Origin of the sequence: Rhizobium sophorae, from assembly GCF_013087515.1 — a bacterium.
Taxonomy (GTDB): Bacteria; Pseudomonadota; Alphaproteobacteria; order Rhizobiales; family Rhizobiaceae; genus Rhizobium; species Rhizobium sophorae.
Window position 1 is genome coordinate 152,237 of record NZ_JABFCN010000045.1, and the last position, 21,441, is coordinate 173,677.

Genomic DNA, 21,441 nt, shown 5'->3' on the forward strand with positions numbered 1-21,441 from the left:
AAGGTCTCCTCAGGCAAGCAGGATGCGGGCGGCGGCAAGGCTTGCCGCGCCATTGACGACCCGGTCCCGAAGGGCTGCGGTCTCGGCAAGCAGGTTTTCGGCAGCGAAGCGGCAGAGCGCGATGCGGTTGTCGCCTGCCCCATCGGCTCCCTCGGCGAGAGCGCCCTTGGCAAGATAACAGCCGGTCAGCACCAGCCCGAACAGGCGCTGATAGGGGGTGGCACCCGAGAGCGCCTCGGCGGCCTTGTCATCGGCAAGCGTTTTGATCAGCCAGGCGGTCGCCTGTTCGAAATCGGCGATGGCCGTATCGAGCCTCACAGCGGTCTCGCCGAAACCGTTGAGATTGGAGCGGCGGACGCCATCGGCGATCTGCTTAAGCTCGGCGATGAAGCCCTTCACCTGATCGCCGCCGGAGAGCGGCAGCTTGCGGGTGACGAGGTCGATCGCCTGGATGCCGTTGGTACCCTCGTAGATCGGGGCGATGCGGGCATCGCGGAGATAACGCGCCGCGCCGGTCTCCTCGATGAAGCCCATGCCGCCATGCACCTGGATGCCGAGCGAGGCGACATCGACGCCGGCATCGGTCGAAAAGGATTTGGCGATCGGCGTCAACAGGGCGGCGCGCTCCTGCCAGTGGCGACGGTCATCGCTTGCCCGGTGGGACATGTCGATCGCATGGGCGCAGGCATAGGAAATGGCGCGCGCCCCTTGCGTCAGCGCCTTCATGGTCAGCAGCATGCGGGCGACATCGGGATGTTCGACGATCGGGCTCATGCCGGCGCCCGTCCAGCCGGGCGCCCTGCCCTGGGTGCGTTCCCTGGCATAGGCGACAGCCTTCTGCGTGGCGGCCTCCGCGATCGCCACGCCCTGCATGCCGACGGCAAGGCGGGCATTGTTCATCATCGTGAACATGCAGGCCAGTCCTTTGTTCTCCTCGCCGACCAGCCATCCCACAGCGCCCTTTTCATCGCCGAATTTTCCGTCGCCGTAGATCATCGTGCAGGTCGGCGAGCCATGGATGCCAAGCTTGTGCTCCAGCGAATGGCAGAAGAGATCATTGCGGGGCCCAAGCGAGCCGTCGTCGTTCACCAGGAATTTCGGCACCAGGAAGAGCGAAATGCCGCGTGTGCCGGCCGGCGCATCCGGCAGGCGGGCCAGCACCAGATGGATGATATTGTCGGCCGCGTCATGCTCGCCCCAGGTGATGAAGATCTTCTGGCCGAAGAGGCGGTAGCTGCCGTCGTCGCTGCGCTCGGCGCGGACTTTCAGCACGCCGAGATCGGAACCGGCATGGGGCTCCGTCAGGTTCATGGTGCCGGTCCATTCGCCTGAGACCATCTTCTCCAGATATTTCTCTTTCAGCGCAGCGCTGCCATGCGTGCTAACCGCCTCGATGGCGCCCATCGTCAGCGTCGGGGCAAGTGCGAAGGCCATGGAACCGGAATTCCACATTTCGAGGGCCGCGACGTTCAGCATATGCGGCAAGGCCTGACCGCCGAAAGCCTCGGGTGCCGTCAGGCCGTTCCAGCCGCCGGCAATCCAGTTGCGATAGAGATCGCGCCAGCCGTCCGGCAGCCTGACCTCGCCATCCACCAGACGGGCGCCCTGGCGGTCGCCGATGTCGGCGAGAGGCGCCACTTCCTCTGTGGCAAAACGTCCCGCTTCGGCCAAGATCGCATCGACGAGATCCTCGCCGAGATCGCCGAGCAACCCTTTTGAAATCGCCTCGTCCATGCCCGCTACGTGCTTCAACGTGAACGCGATTTCCTCGACGGGCGCCTTGTACATGGTTTTTCCTCCGCAGACCGGCCTCGCGCGCGGCAAAGCCCCTCCGAGGCAAGGGCTAATTGATTTTTACGTAAACGTCAATTTCGATTTCTTCAATGGTCATGCGATAGTTTGGCTGAGATGTCGCTTTACTCTTGCACCGTTGCATAAATAGACGTCATGGAGACACTTCAAGGAATGATATCGCCCTCGCAAAGGACCGGCGACCAATGGATACATTGCCCGTCAACATACCCGGTTTCGTCTGGGCCTATCGCTTCTCGCCGGATGAAAAGACCGCAGTGCGGTTGAACAACAGTGCGACGGTGGCCGAACTGACCGCCGATAACTGTTTCTACTGGTTGCACCTCAACCTTGTCGACGCCCGCGTACCGGCCTTGCTCGATACGCTGGACGGGCTGACGGAGGACGCGAAATCGGCGCTGACGACGCGGGATACGCATGCGGCCATCACCGTCGACGAGCAGATGCTCTATGGTACCCTCGTCGACTGTCAGCGCGATTTCGCTCAGGATACCAACAATCTCGGCTGGCTGCATTTCGCCATGTCCGACCGCTTCATCATCACCACAAGGCTGCAGCCGCTGCGCAGCGTCGAACGCGCGCGGGCGCTGATCGACAAGAATCCGGGCAAATTTTCCCGGCCGGTCGATCTCTTCGAACTGCTGGTGATCGAATTCCAGCGCACGCTGATTGCGATCGTCATCGAACTCACCGAAGAGTTGAACCAGATCGAGGATATCGTCTACGACAGCGCGCAGCGCGATGAACGCCGGCGCCTGGCGCCGGTGCGGCGCACCGTGGTCAGGCTGCATCGGCATCTGCGCACGGTGCTGGCGCTGATGCGCCGGGCGGCGGCGGCCGACGAGGACGAGATGCCCTTCGGCTTCGACGACGTAGCGCGGCGGCTGACCAGCCGACTGGAAACGGTCGACCACGATATCTATGCGCTGCAGGATCGGGCACGCCTGCTGCACGAAGAAATCGATTCGAAACAGTCCTCCGAAACCAACCGTCACCTCTATCTGCTGTCGATCATGACGGCCTTCCTGCTGCCGCCGACACTGGTGACGGGCTTCTTCGGCATGAACACGGCTAACCTGCCTTTCGCCGTTGGCGACTACGGCACGGAATACGCCGTCGTGCTCATCGTCGCCTCCATTGCATTTGCCTGGTGGCTGCTGAGGCGGGTGGATATTCTTTGAGGGTAGATGTGCGGGCGTGACCGGGGGCGCGCGGGTCCGCTCCTAATCCATCAAACGTCGTGGTATTTGCCACAAAGCTCACCCCACTCTCCGTCATCCTCGGGCCTGCCCCGAGGATCCACGCAGGCCTCCTCCATCAGCAGCGGGCATGGATCCTCGGCTCAAGGCCGAGGATGACGGAGGGTGGGGTAACGTTCCTGCCGAACTCGCCGCCGATGCAGCGGCGTTGCGGCTATCGCATCACGTTACATCGCATTGACACAGACCAATCGGAAGCGCGGCGCGCTTCCTGCCTCAATACGGCGAATAGCACTGCTGACGCGGGCCGTTGTAGGGTTGGAACGTGTTGTCGTAGGCGCGGTATGACCGGTAGCGGTTGGCGCACCAGGCGACGTGGCTCGAACCCATGCGGGGCGCAGGTGCAACGTAACGCGGCTGCGCGGCAATGGCGCCGCCGATGACCGCGCCGGCGCCGAAGGCGGCGAGCGGATACCAGTAGCCGTTATAGCTGCGATAGCCCGGGCGGTAATAGGAATAGCCGCGATAGCCGCCGTAGTAGCCGGGCCGGTAATAGGCGCCGGGGCGATAGCCCGGACGGTAACCGGGGCGATAGTAACGGCGGTACTGGACGTTCTCGACGTCGGAGGATTTTTCCACCTGCGGGGCGGTGGGCATCTGGATTGCCTGCGACGGTACAAAACCCGTCAGAACCACGGCGGCAGCCAGAACTGCAGTCGCGATCTTGTTTCTCAGCCCGATCATGCTTCAACTCCCATTCAACAGCGATCACCGCCTGCCCAGCAACGCGTTCGCGCCCGAACGGTTCCAAAAGCCGCCGGGGCCGGCTGCCTTTCCTTTTAGAGAGTCCGAACTGAACCGGAGATTAACCGCCCGGCTCAGGCAGTGTGCGATCAGGCAACGGCCGAGATTTTCGCCTGGTCGCCCTGCAGACGGTTCACCATGAAGTTCGAATACCATTCGAGGAACTGCATGACGCCGCCCTCGTGCAGGGAAGAATAGGGGCCGGGCTCATAGGCGGGCGAGTGGATGCCGAAGGCATTCTCCTCGACGATGCGGCGATCCTGATCGTTGGTCTCGGTCCAGACGTGGGTCAGTTCCTCGAGATTGTAATCCACGCCTTCGACGGCGTCCTTGTGGACGAGCCACTTGGTCGTCACCGCCGTCTCGTTGGCGCTGAGCGGCAGAACCCGGAAGGAGATGGCGTGGTCGCCGAGCAGGTGGTTCCACGTCGTCGGGTAATGGAAGAGCAGCATGGTGCCGATATGGCCGATCGAGATATCATCGGAGAGCGGACGCTTGACGGCGCGCTTACCCGACATGGTGTAGCTCTCGGCATCCTCGATCAGCGGCATGCGGGCGGTGCGGAACTGACCGTCCGGCGAAATCTGGAACTTGCTCGGCAGGCCGGCCGCCTCGCAACGCGCCCAATGGCCGGCGATCTCGGGATCGTCGGCGCCGCCATCCGTGCCGGTGACACTAGGGGCTTCGGGATAGGTGCGGCAGAGTTCGGGGTGATTGGCGGCGCAGTGATAGCACTCGCGGTTGTTTTCCCAGACGAGCTTCCAGTTGCCCTTCTCGATGATCGTGCTCTGGAAGGCGACCTTGCTCTGGCTGATCCGGTGCGGCGCGACATAGGGTTCGATCTTGTCGCGCACCGGCTGGAAATCCGGGGCGGTGTTGGCAAGGCAGATGAAGACATAGCCAGCGACGATTTCGCAATGGACAGGCTTCAGGTTGAAGCCTGATTTGTCGAAGTCATCACCCATGTGGCGGGCGAAGGCGAGCTTGCCGTCGAGATCATAGGTCCACTGATGATAGGGACAGACGAGGCGCACGGAGGAGCCGTGCTCCTTGGTGCAGACGCGCGAACCGCGATGGCGGCAGCTGTTGTGGAAGGCACGGATGACATTGTCGCGGCCGCGGACGATGACGACAGGATAGCTGCCGATCTGAACGGTGAAATAGGCGCCCGGCTTCGGCAACTCGCAATCATGGCCGATGAACAGCCAGTCGCGATAATAGATCATCTCCATGTCGAGCTGGAAATAATCCTCGTCGATGTAGAACGGCTGTTCGAGGCTGAAGCCCTCACGGCGGCTCTTGAGCTGACGCAAAACGTTGCTGCGAATATCCATCTTCATGTCCTCGTGCACCCGGCTGCCGGCTGCCGGCAAGAAGGCCGGCGGAAGCGCGCCCGCTTCCTTCTCCTTCGGGAGAAGTGTTCATGGCGTCATTTAATCACCGAGCTTGCCTGCCGCTTGGTTGTAATGCGACATCGGCTTCGAAATTGACGACAGGATGCGGCAAGCCGCAAGCTGCCGATCCCGGTCGATGACATTGCCCGACTCTCCGGGCAATTATCCTCAATTGCGACATGGCGTAAAGACCCGCTCCGCAAAGAGGCCGGCTGCCTGATATCGATCGCCGTCGCGTTTGCGACATCTGCCGGCATTTGCCCTTCAGCCGGCCGGCCCCGGGGGCCATTTTTTAACATCGCCTTAAGCATACGGTCCTATCCTCCTGATGATCACCGACCGACCGAAGAACGCGAACCATGGCCAGACTCCGTTATTTCGACGCGAAAGATGCGAGCAGATCGCAAGAACCGCAGCTGATTGCCGCCCATTCCGAATTCTTGCGAACCGGTCGCATCCCCCGCGAGCGGCGGCATTGGCTGGCGGAGGAAAAGCGGTATTTCACCCATGACGAGGTCGCAGCGAAGACCGGACGAAAGCTGCAGGTGGCCGGCGAGAAGACGCATCAGCACATCAACGGCTTTCACCACTCGATCCAGTTTCCGAAGATGATCTTCCACCGGACGCTGGAGGACAGCCCGCATCTCGGCTATTGCCACGTCACCGCCGCGCGGACGAAATTCGCCCATTACGAAGAGGTAAGCTGGGCCTTCTACATCTCCAATTTCTATTCCGAGATCGGCGAGAACGACAATTTCTTCGAGCGCATCGATGTCGGTTATTCCCGCATGTATTTCGCCGTCGCGATCAAACCCGGCGAGAACTCCGCGGAAAAGATGACTATCGACCGGTCGGTGCGCGGCAACGGCCTGCTCTTCCGCACGCATGACCCGCAGGCGGCGATCCGCAACATCCTGCTGCTCGGCGCCCGTAACGAACAGCTGCGCGAAATCATCCGGCAGCTCTAAAGCGCGACGCCTTAGGTCCTTGCTTGATGCATGCCGTGGCCCCAAAACCGCTGCACACTTTTGGGCGACATGCATAGATGAACAACACGATTGATCGCGGGCGGCGGAAAGCCTAATGACTGCCGGGATTACAGCGCCGCGCGTCTTTTCAGACGCGCAAGGGGCGCAGTCGCAAGTACCGGGCAGAACATGGCACGCACGATCGATATCACGGCAGACAGGCAGGCAGCGCTCGAGGCGGCCTCAGCCGCTCTAGCCGACGGCTTTGCCATCGCCATCCCGACGGAGACTGTCTACGGCCTTGCAGCCGACGCTACCAATCCTTTGGCCATCGCCCGCATCTACGAGACAAAGGGACGGCCGCGCTTCAACCCGCTGATCTGCCATATGGCCGATCTCGCGATGGCGGAAGAACATGCCGAATTCGACCCGGTCTCACGGGCGCTCGCTGCAGCCTTCTGGCCGGGTCCGCTGACCCTCGTGCTGCCGCTGAAGCGGGAAAGTCCGATCCATTCGCTGGCGACCGCCGGGCTCGACAGCGTCGGCATCCGCGTGCCGAAGGGGTTTGCAGGCGCTTTGATCGGCGCCTTCGGACGGCCGCTCGCAGCCCCCAGCGCCAATACCTCAGGCGGGGTCAGCGCCACGAGTGCCGCCCATGTCGAAGCCGATCTCGGGGCGAAAATCCCGTTGATCCTCGATGCGGGCCCAAGCGCTGTCGGTGTCGAATCGACGATCGTCAAGGCAGAGGGCGGCCAACTCAGGCTGCTTCGGCCGGGTGGACTGGCGGCGCGCGAGATCGAACGCATTGCAGGCCAACCGCTGCTGCGTGCGAAGGCGGCATCGGCGGCCATCGAGGCGCCGGGCATGCTCGCCTCGCATTACGCGCCGGGTGCTTCCGTGCGCCTCAATGCAACGGCAGTCGAACCCGGCGAAGCGCTGATCGCCTTCGGCAGCGCTGCGGTCTCCGGCGCGGACTGTGCACGGATCGTCCTCGATCTCAGCCCGCGCGGCGACCTGGCGGAGGCAGCCGCCAATCTTTTCGACTATATCAAGCGGGCAGATGCCAGCGGCGCCCGGAGCATTGCCTTTTCGCCGATTCCCGAGGAGGGGCTGGGCGAGGCAATCAACGACCGCCTGCAGCGGGCAGCCGCGCCCCGCGACTGAAGGACCAGGAACAGGATGGAGAATCGAGCCCGATGAGCAGCATTTCCAGCGAGGATCTCGACCGCTTTATTGCGATCGTCGGCGACAAGTACGCGCTTCGCAGCGAGGCCGATCTTGCGCCGCATCTGATCGAAAACCGCGGGCTCTATCACGGCTCTTCCCCTCTCCTCTTGAAACCCGGTTCGGTCGAAGAAGTCTCTGATATCATGAAGCTTGCGACCGAGACCGGAACGGCGATCGTGCCGCAGACCGGCAATACCGGCCTCGTCGGCGGCCAGACGCCGCGTCAGGGCAGGTCCGATATCATCCTGTCGCTAGAGCGCATGAACAGGATCCGCGATGTCGATCCGGTGGCGAACGTGCTGGTGGCAGACGGCGGCGCCATCCTTGCCGAGGTGCAGAAGGCGGCCGAGGCGCATGGGCGGCTGTTTCCGCTGTCGCTCGGCTCGGAGGGCTCCTGCCGCATCGGTGGCAACCTTTCCACCAATGCCGGCGGCACGGCCGTGCTTGCCTATGGCAATATACGTCAGCTCTGCCTCGGCCTCGAAGTGGTGCTGCCGACCGGCGAGATCTGGGACGGCTTACGCCGCCTGAAGAAGGACAATACCGGCTACGACCTGCGCGACCTCTTCATCGGCGCCGAGGGCACGCTCGGCATCATCACCGGCGCGGTGCTGAAGCTCTTTCCCCAGCCGCTCGGCCATCAGGTGGGCTTCGCAGGCCTGAATTCGGTGACGGACGCGCTTGGCCTCTTCAATCTCGCCTCCAGCCTCTGCGGCGCCTCGCTCACCGGTTTCGAGCTGATGCCGCGTTTCGGCGTCGAGATCACCACGCGCCATATCGACGGCGTGCGCGATCCGCTGGAAACGGCCTATCCCTGGTACGTGCTGATCGATATTTCGACGTCGGATTCGGCCGAGACGGCGGAGCGGATGATGAATGGCGTGCTCGAACAGGGTTTTGAGGCCGGGCTGGTGCTGGATGCTGCAATCGCCTCATCCGTGGCGCAGCAGAAGGCGCTCTGGCACATGCGCGAGAGCATGTCGGATGCGCAGAAGCCGGAAGGCGGGTCGATCAAGCACGATGTTTCCGTACCCGTGTCGAAGATCCCGCATTTCATGGCCGAGGCCGAAGAAGCGGTGATGGCGGCCATGCCTGGCGCCCGCATCTGCGCCTTCGGCCATATGGGCGACGGCAATATCCATTACAATATTTCTCAGCCGGTCGGTGCCGACAAGGACGCCTTCATCGCCCGCTGGCATGAGATGAACCATATCGTGCATGGACTGGTGCTTGCCCATGGCGGCTCGATCTCGGCCGAGCACGGCATCGGCCAGCTGAAGCGCGACGAACTGGCGGCGATCCGCCCGGCGATCGAAATCGAGCTGATGCGCCGCATCAAGCGCGCCTTCGACCCCGCCAATATCATGAACCCGGAAAAGGTTGTCAGCCTCGATCCGTGAGACGGCACGCCATCAGGCCTACTGCGTACCGCCGCCGGTCAGGAGCATCAGCGCCGGCGACTGCTGGGTGGCGTTCTGGACGTCGTACATCGCGGTGAACCGGCGCAGCAGCTTGTCGACCTTCTTCGGATCCTGGAGATCCTCGAGCTTGACGAAGCGGTTGATGAGATCTGCCTGCTTGGCGACATCCATGCCGGAGATCTGCGACGGCAGGCTGTAGGCTGTGGTGATGACCTGGTAAAGCGCCCTGTCGCCGAGGATCCCATAGATCGAGGTGATGCTCGAGGCCTTGCGGCTGAAATAGAGCGCCAGACGGACGCCGTCGTTGCTTTCGCCCTCCTGGGCTTCCATCGTCTGCTGAACATAGAGCTCCTGCGTATGCTCCTCGGCCGCCTTGTTCTGGATGGTGCCGATCTTGGCGCGGGTCAGGTTGCCATCCTTGTCGAAATTGAAGGCGGCGACGATATCCTTGAATCGCGCATCGGCGGTGGCGTTGAGATAGCTCTTCTTGTCGTCGGGATCGGATGTGAAGATCTTCTTCAGCGTCGCCTTGTCGTAATCCTTGGGGTCAAGGTTGTTCGCCTTCAGCACCAGGTCGGTCAGCCGGCTGTCGTCCAGGAAGTCGTCGAGCGACTTTACCTTGGCCATGCCCTTGGCGAAATAATCGACTTCGGCCGTCGCATCCTTCGCTGCCTTGTCCTTTACCGGACCGTCCTTCATCAGCATGGTCATATGCGATCTATAGTCGGTGGCGTATTTGGCCATTGTCGCGTCGGGCAGCGCCTGGAAGGGTGATGCCGCCTTGCCGTCGGGGCCGAAGTTGAAGGCGCGGGCAAGGTTGGTGATGCGTTCATCCTTGAGCGAAGCGACATAGCCGTTCGGATCATAGGCATCGCTGGTCAGGATCTTGCGCATCATCGAACGCGATACGTCCTGGTCGGTCAGGCCGAAAGCCTGCAGCGCCACATGGAAGAGATCCGGTAAATTGTCGTTGCTCTTGGTGAAATCCGCTGACGAGTTGCTGCGCAGGAAGTCATTGACGCTGTCGACGTCGGAGAAATTCAGCAGGCTGCTGCTGTCGGCCATAAGCTTCTGGTAGTTGGATGCGACCTCGTCGATCGCCTCGTCGCGCTCGTCGTCATAACGCGCCGCGTAATTGTCGTTGGTGGTCTGCGCCTGGTCGGCCGTCTGGACCGAGCTGACGACAGGAAGCGATCCATCGGCGGCGAAGTTGAAGTCGGCGTTGAGATCGGCGTGACCTGCTGCTGCGGCCGCCGTCGCATCGGTCAGGATGCTCTTCAGATCGGCGTCCGAGATATCGAACGGCAGATTGTAAGTGCTCTTCAGGAAATTGGTGATGCCGTCATCGGCAATAAGATCATCGACATTGGCGATTGCCCTCATCCGCGCGGAATAGTCGTTGGTCCGCGCTGTGGCACTAATTTTCGTATTGCTGATCTGGGCGGCCGTCTGCGCCTGCATACCATCTTCAAGCGTGCCGTCCGCCTTGAAGTTGAAGGCAGCAGCAACGTCGGCATAAGTGCCGGTGCCGCTCTGGTCGGTCAGGATATTCCTGAGATCGAGATCGCTGACCGTCGACGGGATGCCGAAGGCGTTGCGGACGAAATTGTTGAGTTTCTGGTCCGCCAGCAACTGATCGACGTCCGAGATGCCGGCGATGGTCGCCTGATAGTAGACGGCCGCCTCATTGGCCTTGCTGGTGGTGCTCGCGCTCTGCGAGGCACTTTGCGAGGCGTAAAGGGTGGCGACAGAACCGTCCGCCTTGAAATTGAAAAGATCGTGGACGTCGCTATAGCCCTGGGCGCTGGCAGCCGCGGGATCGACCAGGAAGGTCCTCAACGTCGCATCAGAGACACTGTCTGCGATCTGCATGCTGTTTCTGATGTAGCTGACGGCAACGGCATCCGACATGATGTTATCGACATTGGTGACATTGCCGATCATGCCGTTGAAATGCGCGGCGTTCGCCGCCGACTTGTCAGTGGTCGACTTGCGCTGTGCTTCCGTCTGAATCACCGAACCGTTGATCGAGCCGTCCGCCTGGAAATTGAAGTCGGCATTAAGGTCGGCATGGCCCTGAGCCGCGGCATAGGCCGAATCCGTCAGGATGTTCTTGAGGTCGGCATTGCTGAAATTCGTGCCGAGACCATAGGCATCCTTGATGTAGCGCGCCAGCACATTGTCGGCGAGCAGGTCGTCGACATTGGTGATACTGCTCGATTGCGAGGTCAAGGTATAATAGTTGCCGGTGTTCGACGCTGCCGACTGCAGATTGTTCGCCTGGGCGATGGACTGGGCGCGCGCCGTGTTCGACGTCGAACCGTCCGCCTTGAAATTGAAAGCATTGTAGACATTGGTGAAGCCCATCAGCTGGGCATAGCCGGGGTCGGTCAGCACCGTGCGCAGCGCTGCAGCGGTAAAGTCGGCGCCCATGCTGTAGGCTGTCTTGATATAAGAGGTCAGCCGGCTGTCGGCGATCAGGTCATCGACATTGGTGATCGTGCCGATCTTGGCGGTGTAATAGGCCTTGTTGTATTCGGCCGCCGTCTTGCCGACGTAATAGACGTCGGAGCCAACCGAATTGTCGATGATGACCGATTGGGAATTCAGCGTGTAGGACTCGATGACCGAGGCCTTCTGCGCGGCGGTCTGGGCCGTGCCGGTGACGGTACCGTCGGCGTTGAAGCTGAACTGGGCGGCAAGCGCCTTATACTTGTCGCCGCCCTGCGTATTGACGAAGCTCGTGGGGTCGCTGAGATCGCTGGTCAGCACCTGCCGCAGAAAGTCCTTCGACGCATAGGTGGGATCGATCTTGAAGGTCTTCAGCACATAGGTGCGCAACCGGGTGTTGTTGACCAAGTCGTCGACGCTCTGCACGCTGTCGATATTGTTGCTGTAATAAGTGCTTTCGGCGCTCGCGGCCTTTTCGGCATCGGCGAATGATTGTTTGTAAAGGCCGATGAGCTCGTCCTCCTGCGCATCCGTCTGCACGTCCTTTTCCGGCGCATTGAAATTGAAGGCGGCGGCGAATTCGCGGTAGCGCGTATCGGAGAGCTTGTTGGCGTAGCTGTCGGGATCGGTGAGATCGCTTTCCAGCACCTTCTTCATGAAGGCCTTGGCGTAGGTCATGTCCTCGAGGCCATAGGCCTTCATCGCATAGCTGTAGAGCTTGTAGTCGCCGAGGAAGTCGTCGACGTTGGTGACCTTGTTGATATGGTCGGCGTAGTATTGGGCATCCTTCTTGACCGTCGTCTGCGACGCGACCTTGTTGAGGCTCGACGTCATGTCCCGCGACAGGATCGTGTAAGCGAGGGAAGCCGTGATCATGGAAAGCGCCCTTTTCGGCAAAATCTCTAAAAGAACGACGAAATGCTGGTGAGCATATTTTGCCATGTAAAGCTTACCTGAGACTTACCTGCGGATGCATCATTCCAGGACACCACATCGTTCACCTTCCGGAAACCCTGCCGGATTCGGTTTTGATAACCATCAGAGGAGGCAAAGTTTTCTTAACCGCAATTTTTAAGCTGTACGGAACGGCGGCTGCCTATTGTCGGCCATAGAGGACGAAAAGTCCCAAGGAGAAGACCGAAAATCGGCTCTCAGGTAAGACAAGGGTAGAATGAAATGAACAATCCCGTTATGAAGCCCGCCTGGGCTGGCACGACGTTACGCCTCGATCCGTCCCGCTTTCCCCAGCAGGTCAGCTACGCCATCCATGATTGTTCGGATGACGTCAATATCACCATAGACGAACGTGGCGCGGTCCTGCGCAAGGTCCTCCCCTCCAGCGGCCTGCCGCTCTCGATTGCGCTGCCGAAGCGCGTCTTCAAGGGTGTCGCCGCCCGCGCCATCGACCACGGCGACGGCGAAGTCACCGTCACTCTCGAGCTTCACCACACCGATCCGGAGCTCTGCATTCCGCTGCTCGTCGCCCATGATCTCAGCGACATTGCCGCCGACTGGCGCAGCTGGTCGGAAGCCTTCCGCATTCCGATGCTGATGGTCGAGGCCGACGGCGTCGCCCGGCCGCTCGAAGACCATATTGGTGCCCTGCGCACCAGCGATCTCAAGCCGCGCCGCCGTCATTCCTACTTCGCCAATCGCCGTCCGCGCTTCCTCGTGCGCCGCACCACCGGCCGGCTGGGCGTCGCCATGAAGATCGAAGGTAAGGAAATCATCGCCCGCAACTGACCGAAATCGCGACACCGGACACATCATTGCCGGGCATTCTGCGCACTCATCTGTCGCGGAATGCCCGTTTTGCGACGCTGTAGCGCTCGATCGCTGAAGGCGAATGTGTATGCTTGCCTCGGAAACCCTGACTTTGCTACAGCGGCGGCAAGCGCCGTTTGACCGAAGTTCCTTTGATGACGGCCGTGCTGGTGACAGCGTGCTCGGAAAGGACTTCAAGCACATCGTCCATTTGCTCGATCGAATGCACAACCAAGCGGGCAAGGAACGGATCGTCGCCGGTGATCTTGTCGCATTCGACAAATTCCGGCCGTTCCTGAATGAGCTTTTCGACCAGATGCAGCTTACCAGGCAGCGGCCTGATCCTGACCATCGCCCGTATCTGGTAGCCGATGGCGCGTGTGTCCACATCCACGGTGAACCCCCGAATGACACCCGCACTTCCCAGCCTGCGAACACGTTCTGATACACTCGGCGCGGACATGCCGACGAGGCGGGCTAGCTCGCTCATGGACAATCGCGCATCGGAATCGAGCGCCGCAACAATGCGCGCGTCCGCCTCGTCCAGCGTCGACTTTCCAGATTGAAGGTTTTTAGGTGTTTTTGCTTTCAACATCGCGAGAAATCTAGCCGAATAGCCCTTGCCTTTCCATATAAAATGGTCGGATCGCATTGCATGATTGCTCCAACAGGAGACAAACATGCTGCTTGGGATCATCGCCGGCCTTACGACATGCGCGTTGTGGGGGCTGACTTTCGTTGCGCCGCGCGCCGTAGCACCGTTCACGGCGTGGGATTTGACCATTGCCCGCTATGGCATCTTCGGCTTGGTCTGTCTGCTCATGATGTTCGATCGCCGGTTCCGGCCGATGGGGATGACACCCTCACGGTTCTTGATCGGCCTGCTTCTTGGTGGTGCAGGATATGTCGGATATTTTGTCAGCGCTGCCTTTGCCGTGCAGCTTGCGGGTGCCGCCATCCCTCCGGTCATCATCGGCACCATGCCAGTGTTTCTAGCCATCATCGGCAATATTCAAGACCGTTCCGCGCCATGGCACGCTCTCGCCTTTCCACTGGCAATGATCGCGACCGGAGTGGTGATCGTCAATGTCGCGACGATCCGGGCGGCAGACCTTTCCACCACGGCGGGGATCATTCTCGGCATTCTCGCCAGCTCAGTCGCGCTGGCGATCTGGATTGTCTATGGACTGGCAAATGCGGCCGTGATGCGGTCAGCCGACGCCCCAGACGGATTGCAATGGACAGGACTGCAAGGCATCGGAGCGGCAATCGGCAGCCTTCTCCTGCTGCCACTTGCTTCTTTGGATCTGGCGGATACGGCATCCGTTCCCGAAGTCTCGCGTTTCATCGGATGGGCGTTGGTGATGGGGCTCGCCGGCTCGTGGTTCGCGACCTGGTGCTGGGTGGTCGCTTCCCGTCGCCTGCCGCTGGCTCTCTCCGCCCTGCTCATTGTTGCCGAAACAATGTTCGGCCTCGCCTATGGCTTCATGTTCGAGGGGCGGTTGCCATCTCCTGCCGAGGCGATCGGCGCGGCATTGCAGCTCGCCGGCGTCTGCGCTGCCGTCGCGGCTTTCAGCAAGCCGCGCCCTCTATCCGAGCTTTCGCAAGACTCCGTCGCGAAAATTTGAGCTTTTTTGCGAGGGAGCTTTGCGACAGAAAATTCCCAAAAAGCGCGGCGTTGTAGGAAGAATTCGATATTCCAGTCTACGGCGAATCCAGGGCTGGCGCCCGCGCCGGGATTATCGTCCCGATCAGGGAATAGCAAACAGCAGCGAGACGAAGAGGCCGAAGAAGATGATCAGGCCGACGCGGTTGTTCGATTTGAAGAGCGCCAGGCACTGCTCGGCATCGTTGATATCGAGCCGGACGATCTGCCAGGCGAACATGCCGGCCGCACCGAGCAAGGCCAGGAAAGCGATGAGATTGGCGCCGGCGAGAGCGAAAGCAATAAACATCAGCAGCAGCGTCAGCCCATAAAGGCCGATCAGCCATTGCCGTGTCCTGTCGCCGAACAGGCGCGCGGTGGAACGGACGCCGATCAGCTCGTCATCCTCCTTGTCCTGATGCGCATAGATCGTGTCATAACCGATCGTCCAGGCGACGGAGGCGGCGTAGAGCAGGATGGCAGCAAAGGAGAGGCCACCCAAAATCCCGGCCCAGCCCATCAGCGCGCCCCAGGAAAAGGCAAGTCCGAGGTAGAATTGCGGCCAGTCGGTGAAACGTTTGGCAAAGGGATAAAACGCCACGATCCCGAGCGAGAGCACGCCGAGGAAGACGTTGAGCCAGTTGAACTGCAGCAACACGATGAGGCCAACCAGCGCCTGCAAGCCGATGAAGATCTTCGCGTGGGCGCGCGTGACGCGGCCGGAGGGCAGCGGACGCGACCGCGTGCGCGCCACTTCCATGTCAATCTCGTGGTCGACGAGATCATTATAGGTGCAGCCGGCGCCGCGCATGGCGACCGCGCCGATGAAATAAAGGAACAGATGAGACACCAGCAAGCTGCCGGAATAGAGCCCCTCGCCGATCGCCGCATTGGCCGCAAGTGTCGCCGACCAGAAGCACGGCCACATCAACAGCTGCCAGCCGATCGGGCGATCCCAGCGTGCGAGCTGCGCATAAGGCCAAAGCCATGGCGGCAGGATCCGGTAGACCCAGTTATCGGAAGGTGCGTCGGAGACGCGATCGTTGAAGTCGCCGGTATCGTGCATGCCGCTCATCTAGCGGCGGGCCGTCGATCCGGTCAAGAAGCGATCATTGCGCTGCCATTTGTATCATTCCTTGGATCGGGATCGATCCAAAGACGAAATTATACGGCAATTCAAAGTGTTACAGCGCTGCGCATCTGAGAGAGATGCGCAGCCGCATCAGTCACTGCAGTGAGAAATTGAACTTGTAAGTCGCCGAGACGCCGATCAGGACCTGGTTCTTCGAGCCGCGGTCACGCACGAGGCTGCTGTCGGCGGCAGGGCCTGCCAGCCGCTTATATTCGAGGAAGGAACTTGCCGAGAGGTTTTCCGTCGCCTTCCAGGTCAGCGCCGCGCCTGCGCCATAGGATTGGATGCCAGACGACGGCTTATAGGGATCAAGGCCGCTTGCCGCCGCCTGCTTGGCGTTGACGCCGTAATAGGCGTCGTAATAGCCGCTGGTGGCGAAGGTCGCACGCGGTCCGCCCGACAACTGCAGGTCGGGGGCGATATCGGTGAAGGCATCGACCGCGAGATCGGCGACGATGCCGTCATGCGAGCGGATGCCCTGGCGGACTTCGGCGCGGGCACGAAGGAAATCTGTCGGGTAGACCTCGACGAAACCGCCGGCTTCCGCCCCCCATTTGACCTTCTTCAAGCCCTTCAGCTCGCTGCCGTCGCCGTCATCGCGCGACGGCACGAACCTGCCGACGATGCCGGCGCGGAAAGCGCCCTTGTCGATGAGGGCGAAAGAGGGATTGTCGTTGCGCGAGGAAAAACGCGCCCCGGCACCTTGGCGGCCGACGGAGATCAGCGGGCTGAACTTGAATTCATTGTGCGACGAGCCCTCGAATTTCGGAGCGGAGAAGCCGGCGACACCGACGCTCAGATACCAGTCGCCGGACCAGAAGTGCTGGCCGCCTTCCTGGGCGGCCACCGAACCAGCGGATAAAAGGGCAATAGCCAAAGAGATCGATACGACTGATCGATGAGACACGTCCACACTCCAGAAAACGCAAAAACAAAGCCGCGGAGGGCGGCGCTCGCTACATCTATCCCGATGTCGTTACCTCAATGTTAACCACGGCTGCGAGATTGAGCGGGCAGTGGACTGCGTCTGATTTTTATCTCTGGTTCCAGCGGCGGATGACCGGTTCGGTCAGATCGTGCTCGTAGCCGAGCACGCTGATGCTCGCCGTATCAAGCACGAAACGGGAGCCGTCTTCCGGCGGCAGGCCGAGCCAGCGGGCGGCGAGGACGCGCAGGAAATGCGAGCTCGAAAAGACCAGGATGGTGCCGGCCGTTTGACGAAGTCCGCCAATCACGGCGTCGGCGCGATCGCCGACATCGGCGGCGAATTCGCCCTTCGGGCAGCCGTCGCGAAAGAGCTGCCAGCCGGGGCGGCCCGCCAGGATTTCCTTGGTGGTGATGCCTTCATAGGCGCCATAGTCCCATTCGGCGAGATCGTCCTTGATCACCGCGCCCGGTCCGAACCCGGCGAGCGCGCAGGTCTTACGGGCCCGCTCGGACGGGCTCGACCAGACGGCGGAGAAGCTAAGGCCCGCCAGCCGGTCGGCGAGTTTGCGGGCAGCGGCCTCGCCGTTCGCCGTCAAGGGAATATCGCTGCGTCCGGTATGGCGCCCGGACAGGCTCCATTCGGTTTCACCGTGGCGGACCAGGTAGATCTCGGGAAACGCACTGCTCATCGGCACAACCTTTCATGAGGACCGGTTCCTCGGCAAAATCGCAGCGGAAGCGGCATTTCCGGGGGATCAGAATGTCACCTTTTCGAGCGGAGCGCGCCTCGCCTCGAATTCCTTCAGCTTCGCTTCGTTGCGCGCGATGTAATTGCGATTGTCCGGAACGGCGAACTGGTTCTTGGCGATCTGGATCTGCAGGATGAAGAGCTCGTCCCAGCGGAAGCCCATTTCGGAACCCGCCAGATAGAATTCCCACATGCGGAAGAACTGCTCGTCGTAAAGTGCCACCGCTTCGGCCTTGCGCGCCACGAAACGCTCGCGCCAATGACGCAGCGTATAGGCATAATGCAGCGGCAGGATTTCGATATCCTTGACCAGCAGCCCGGCCTTTTCAAGCGGCGGCACCACCTCGCCGACGGAGGGGATGTAGCCGCCCGGGAAAATGTATTTCTCGATGAAGGCATTGGTGCCGAAGCTCGGCTTCGGGCGGCCGATCGAATGCAGCACCATGACGCCGTTGTCGTCGAGGAGATCCGATACCTTACGAAAGAAATTGCCGTAATGGCCGATGCCGACATGTTCGAACATGCCGACCGAAACGATGCGGTCGAACTTCCTGCCCGTCATGGTGCGGTAGTCCTGCAGTTCGAAACGCACCCGATCGGCAAGGCCGCGCTTTTCGGCGCGCGTACGCGAGACCTTGAGCTGCTCTTCGCTTAGCGTGATGCCGGTGAACTCGGCACCTTCGGTCGCCTCCGTCAGGTACATGCCCATGCCGCCCCAGCCGGAGCCGATCTCCAGGATGCGCTGGTTCGGCTCGAGCAGAAGCTTGGCGGCGATATGGCGCTTCTTGGCGAGCTGCGCCTCGTCGAGACCAATGCCCGGCGGCTCGAAATAGGCGCAGGAATATTGCCAGTCCTCGTCGAGGAAAAGATCGAAGAGCTTGGCCGACAGGTCGTAATGATGGGCGACATTGTGCTTGTTGCGATTGACCGGCACGCGGCTCTTCAGCTGCTGCCAGGCAATGCGGCCGAGGAGCAGTGCCGCCATCTTGAAATCGAAGATTTCATTGGTGGTGTTCTGTTTCACCAGCGACAGGAAATCGTAGATGTTGCCCTGTTCGAGAATGAACCGGCCTTGCATGTACATTTCGCCGAGCTTCATGGTCGGGTCGCGCCGGATGGCGTCCTCGGCCTCTTGATCGGCAAGTCGGGCGACAACGGGTTCACCGGTGCCGTCGCCGATAGTGTAGGTTTCGCCATTGGCAAGGGTAAGTTTTAATGAACCCTTGCGGACGATTTGCTGGACGATCGATAAGAATGCCGACGCCATGGACGCCTCGCAAATGTGACAGGACAGTCACATCAACTTAATAGCTCTCTTTCGCCTTACAAGCGCCGGATTTAGCACTCCGCTCAGAACGCTGCCAAACTGTTGCATTTTTGCCGAAATACCGGCTAAACCCTTATTTTCGCTTCATCGCCTCGGCAAGTGCTGCGCCGAAGGCGCCCTGGCTTTCGGCTTTCTGCGCCGCCGGCCGGCGTTCGTTCTGCGGCCGGGAACCCTGACTTCCGCGAGAATCACCACGGGGCGGAGGGGCTGAAGAGCCGTCATCACGTTTCATCGAGAGAGCGATGCGCTTGCGCTTGGCGTCGACTTCGACAACCCGCACCTTGACGACATCGCCGGCCTTCACGACTTCGTGGGGATCCTTGACGAAGCGATCGGCAAGCTGGGAGACGTGCACCAGACCATCCTGGTGCACGCCGATATCGACGAAGGCGCCGAAGGCGGCGACATTGGTCACCGTGCCTTCCAGCACCATGCCGGGTTTTAGGTCGGAAATTTCGTTGACGCCCTCGGCAAAGGTCGCGGTCTTGAAGCTCGGGCGCGGGTCGCGGCCGGGCTTTTCCAGCTCCGCGATGATGTCTTTGACCGTCGGCAGACCGAACTTCTCATCGATGAACAGGCGCGGATCAACCGATTTCAACACGGCGCTGTCGCCCATCAGCGCGCGCAGATCGCGGCCACAGGCGGCGACGATCTTCTTGGCGACGCCGTAAGCCTCCGGGTGCACCGAGGAGGAATCGAGCGGCTCCTTGCCGTTGGGAATGCGCAGGAAGCCGGCGCATTGCTCGAAGGTGCGGCCGCCGAGGCGGGCGACCTTCAGGAGATCCTTTCGCGTCTCGAAACGGCCTTCGCTGTCGCGGTGGCGGACGATGGCATCGGCGATCGACGGGCCGAGGCCGGAGACGCGCGACAGCAGCGGCGCAGACGCGGTGTTGAGATCGACACCGACGGCATTCACCGCGTCTTCGACGACGGCATCGAGCGAACGCGACAGCTTCTGCTGGTCGACGTCGTGCTGATACTGGCCGACGCCGATCGATTTCGGCTCGATCTTGACGAGTTCGGCCAGCGGATCCTGCAGGCGCCGCGCGATGGAGACGGCGCCGCGCAGCGACACGTCGAGATCGGGGAATTCCGCCGCTGCAGTCGCCGAGGCGGAATAGACCGAGGCGCCGGCTTCCGACACGATGACCTTGGTCGGCTTCGGCGCCGGCAGCTCGGCCAGCATGTCGGCCACCAGCTTTTCGGTTTCCCGGCTGCCGGTGCCGTTGCCGATCGAGATCAGCTCGACATTATGCTTGCGGATCAGCGATGCGAGCTCGACCTGGGCGCCGCGCACGTCGTTCCGCGGCTGGAAGGGATAGACGGTCGATGTCGCCACCACCTTGCCGGTGCCGTCGACGACGGCGACCTTGACGCCGGTGCGGATGCCGGGATCGAGACCCATCGTCGCGCGCGAGCCGGCGGGCGCCGCCAGCAGCAGGTCCTTGAGATTGCGGGCGAAGACGTGGATCGCCTCTTCTTCGGCCCTTTCGCGCAGTTCCCGCATCAGGTCGAGCGAGAGCGACATGGAAAGCTTGACGCGCCAGGTCCAGCTTGCGACCTCCATCAGCCAGCGGTCGCCGGGACGGCTCGTACCGATCTCGTAAGCAGCCACGATCATGCGTTCGACCGGCTTGTTCGGAGAGGCGGTTTCGGCGTCGGCCTCGATCGTCAGCGTCAACACCTCCTCGTTCCAGCCGCGCAGCATGGCGAGCGCGCGGTGGCCCGGCGCAGTCGCCCAGCGTTCGGAATGGTCGAAATAATCGGAAAACTTCTCGCCCGTCGCCTGCTTGCCGTCGACAACTTTTGCCTTCAGCAGTGCGGCCTGGCGCATATGGGCGCGCAACTTGCCGAGCAGGTCGGCATTTTCGGCAATGCCTTCGGCGATGATGTCGCGCGCGCCTTCGAGCGCCGTCTTCACATCGGGTACGTCAGCCGTGACGAAGCCTTCGGCCAATACCGCCGGTTCCCTGGCTCGGTCGGCAAGGATCGTCTCGGCGAGCGGGCCGAGGCCGCGTTCGCGGGCGATTTCCGCGCGGGTGCGGCGCTTCGGCTTGTAGGGCAGATAGAGATCTTCGAGCTCGGCCTTGGTTTCGGCGCCAGCGACCTTGGTCATCAGCTCGTCGGTCATCTTGCCCTGGCCGGTGATCGATTCGACGATCGCGTCGCGCCGGGCTTCGAGTTCGCGCAGATAGACCAGCCGCTCGGCGAGATTGCGCAGCTGCGTATCATCCAGCCCACCCGTCACTTCCTTGCGGTAGCGGGCGATGAAGGGCACGGTGGCGCCCTCGTCGAGCAGCTCGATGGCGGCTTTGGCCTGTTCGGGCCGGGCGTTGATTTCGGCGGAGATGCGGGCTGCGAGAAAACGGAGGTCTGCGGCCATGAGATTTCCTGTTTCGTCAGAGGTGGCGGGACCATAGCGGCGAAAAGCGGCAAGGCAATGCCCGACTGTGGTTTTCACAGGTTAATGGATTGGGGGATCATCGGCGTGTTGCCGTGTGGCCCCCTCATCTGCCTGCCGGCATCTTCTCCCCGAGGGGAGAAGGGATATGCCGCACTGCTTTCCTCCATCACAAACGGCAGCGGCAAGAATGGATCGCTGAGGCAACTCCCCTTCTACCC

At 61.4% G+C, this 21,441-nt stretch carries 16 protein-coding genes; 6 read left to right on the top strand and 10 right to left on the bottom strand.

Translation table 11 applies throughout. The features are described from left to right. Positions 1–9: 9 nt before the first annotated feature. A complete protein-coding gene (locus G9X64_RS23585) occupies positions 10–1,788 on the bottom strand; it encodes an acyl-CoA dehydrogenase family protein (protein ID WP_168311034.1) in 1,779 nt (592 codons plus the stop codon). A 209-nt stretch (positions 1,789–1,997) separates the two neighbouring features. Between G9X64_RS23585 and G9X64_RS23590 the strand changes: the two genes are divergently transcribed. Beyond that, entirely contained in the window at positions 1,998–2,993 is a 996-nt protein-coding gene (locus G9X64_RS23590; RefSeq protein WP_168311035.1) for a transporter, read from the top strand. 294 nt (positions 2,994–3,287) lie between these two features. Here G9X64_RS23590 and G9X64_RS23595 read toward each other — a convergent pair whose 3' ends face one another. Together G9X64_RS23595 and G9X64_RS23600 are read right to left on the bottom strand one after the other, a co-directional pair. After that, positions 3,288–3,755 carry a BA14K family protein gene (locus tag G9X64_RS23595; RefSeq protein WP_168315490.1) on the bottom strand — a complete coding sequence of 156 codons (468 nt, stop codon included), beginning with the start codon at positions 3,753–3,755 and terminating at the stop codon, positions 3,288–3,290. A gap of 149 nt (positions 3,756–3,904) precedes the next feature. After that, positions 3,905–5,149 (bottom strand): aromatic ring-hydroxylating oxygenase subunit alpha, encoded by a 1,245-nt coding sequence (locus tag G9X64_RS23600; protein WP_168311037.1) that lies wholly within the window; start codon positions 5,147–5,149, stop codon positions 3,905–3,907. Between the two features lie 419 nt (positions 5,150–5,568). Between G9X64_RS23600 and G9X64_RS23605 the strand changes: the two genes are divergently transcribed. The 3 genes from G9X64_RS23605 (at position 5,569) to G9X64_RS23615 (ending at position 8,804) form a co-directional block, all read left to right on the top strand. Next, entirely contained in the window at positions 5,569–6,177 is a 609-nt protein-coding gene (locus G9X64_RS23605) for a DUF6656 family protein (protein ID WP_168311038.1), read from the top strand. 189 nt (positions 6,178–6,366) lie between these two features. Continuing rightward, entirely contained in the window at positions 6,367–7,341 is a 975-nt protein-coding gene (locus G9X64_RS23610; RefSeq protein ID WP_168311039.1) for an L-threonylcarbamoyladenylate synthase, read from the top strand. Between the two features lie 32 nt (positions 7,342–7,373). Continuing rightward, a complete protein-coding gene (locus tag G9X64_RS23615) occupies positions 7,374–8,804 on the top strand; it encodes an FAD-binding oxidoreductase (RefSeq protein WP_168311040.1) in 1,431 nt (476 codons plus the stop codon). A gap of 18 nt (positions 8,805–8,822) precedes the next feature. Here the strand turns inward: G9X64_RS23615 and G9X64_RS23620 are convergent, their stop codons facing one another. Next, positions 8,823–12,152 (bottom strand): DUF1217 domain-containing protein, encoded by a 3,330-nt coding sequence (locus G9X64_RS23620; RefSeq protein WP_168311041.1) that lies wholly within the window; start codon positions 12,150–12,152, stop codon positions 8,823–8,825. Between the two features lie 300 nt (positions 12,153–12,452). On the opposite strand from G9X64_RS23620, the gene G9X64_RS23625 reads away from it, so the two are divergent. Beyond that, positions 12,453–13,019 (top strand): DUF6101 family protein, encoded by a 567-nt coding sequence (locus tag G9X64_RS23625; RefSeq protein WP_003556960.1) that lies wholly within the window; start codon positions 12,453–12,455, stop codon positions 13,017–13,019. 136 nt (positions 13,020–13,155) lie between these two features. Here G9X64_RS23625 and G9X64_RS23630 read toward each other — a convergent pair whose 3' ends face one another. Next, positions 13,156–13,635 carry an Lrp/AsnC family transcriptional regulator gene (locus G9X64_RS23630; RefSeq protein ID WP_168311059.1) on the bottom strand — a complete coding sequence of 160 codons (480 nt, stop codon included), beginning with the start codon at positions 13,633–13,635 and terminating at the stop codon, positions 13,156–13,158. An 85-nt stretch (positions 13,636–13,720) separates the two neighbouring features. Between G9X64_RS23630 and G9X64_RS23635 the strand changes: the two genes are divergently transcribed. Beyond that, a complete protein-coding gene (locus G9X64_RS23635; RefSeq protein ID WP_168311042.1) occupies positions 13,721–14,668 on the top strand; it encodes a DMT family transporter in 948 nt (315 codons plus the stop codon). A 123-nt stretch (positions 14,669–14,791) separates the two neighbouring features. On the opposite strand, the gene ubiA is transcribed toward G9X64_RS23635, so the two are convergent. The 5 genes from ubiA to G9X64_RS23660 form a co-directional block, all read right to left on the bottom strand. Next, positions 14,792–15,751, bottom strand: a complete 960-nt coding sequence (ubiA, locus tag G9X64_RS23640) for a 4-hydroxybenzoate octaprenyltransferase (protein ID WP_171377453.1) — start codon at positions 15,749–15,751, stop codon at positions 14,792–14,794. A 160-nt stretch (positions 15,752–15,911) separates the two neighbouring features. After that, positions 15,912–16,724: a MipA/OmpV family protein gene (locus tag G9X64_RS23645; RefSeq protein WP_168311044.1), complete on the bottom strand. Its 813-nt coding sequence runs from the start codon at positions 16,722–16,724 to the stop codon at positions 15,912–15,914. A 127-nt stretch (positions 16,725–16,851) separates the two neighbouring features. Then, complete coding sequence (locus G9X64_RS23650) at positions 16,852–17,433, bottom strand: histidine phosphatase family protein (RefSeq protein ID WP_168311045.1); 582 nt, start codon at positions 17,431–17,433, stop codon at positions 16,852–16,854. Between the two features lie 66 nt (positions 17,434–17,499). Continuing rightward, complete coding sequence (locus G9X64_RS23655; RefSeq protein WP_168311046.1) at positions 17,500–18,759, bottom strand: cyclopropane fatty acid synthase; 1,260 nt, start codon at positions 18,757–18,759, stop codon at positions 17,500–17,502. 133 nt (positions 18,760–18,892) lie between these two features. Beyond that, positions 18,893–21,202: a Tex family protein gene (locus G9X64_RS23660; protein ID WP_171377454.1), complete on the bottom strand. Its 2,310-nt coding sequence runs from the start codon at positions 21,200–21,202 to the stop codon at positions 18,893–18,895. Positions 21,203–21,441: the final 239 nt, after the last annotated feature.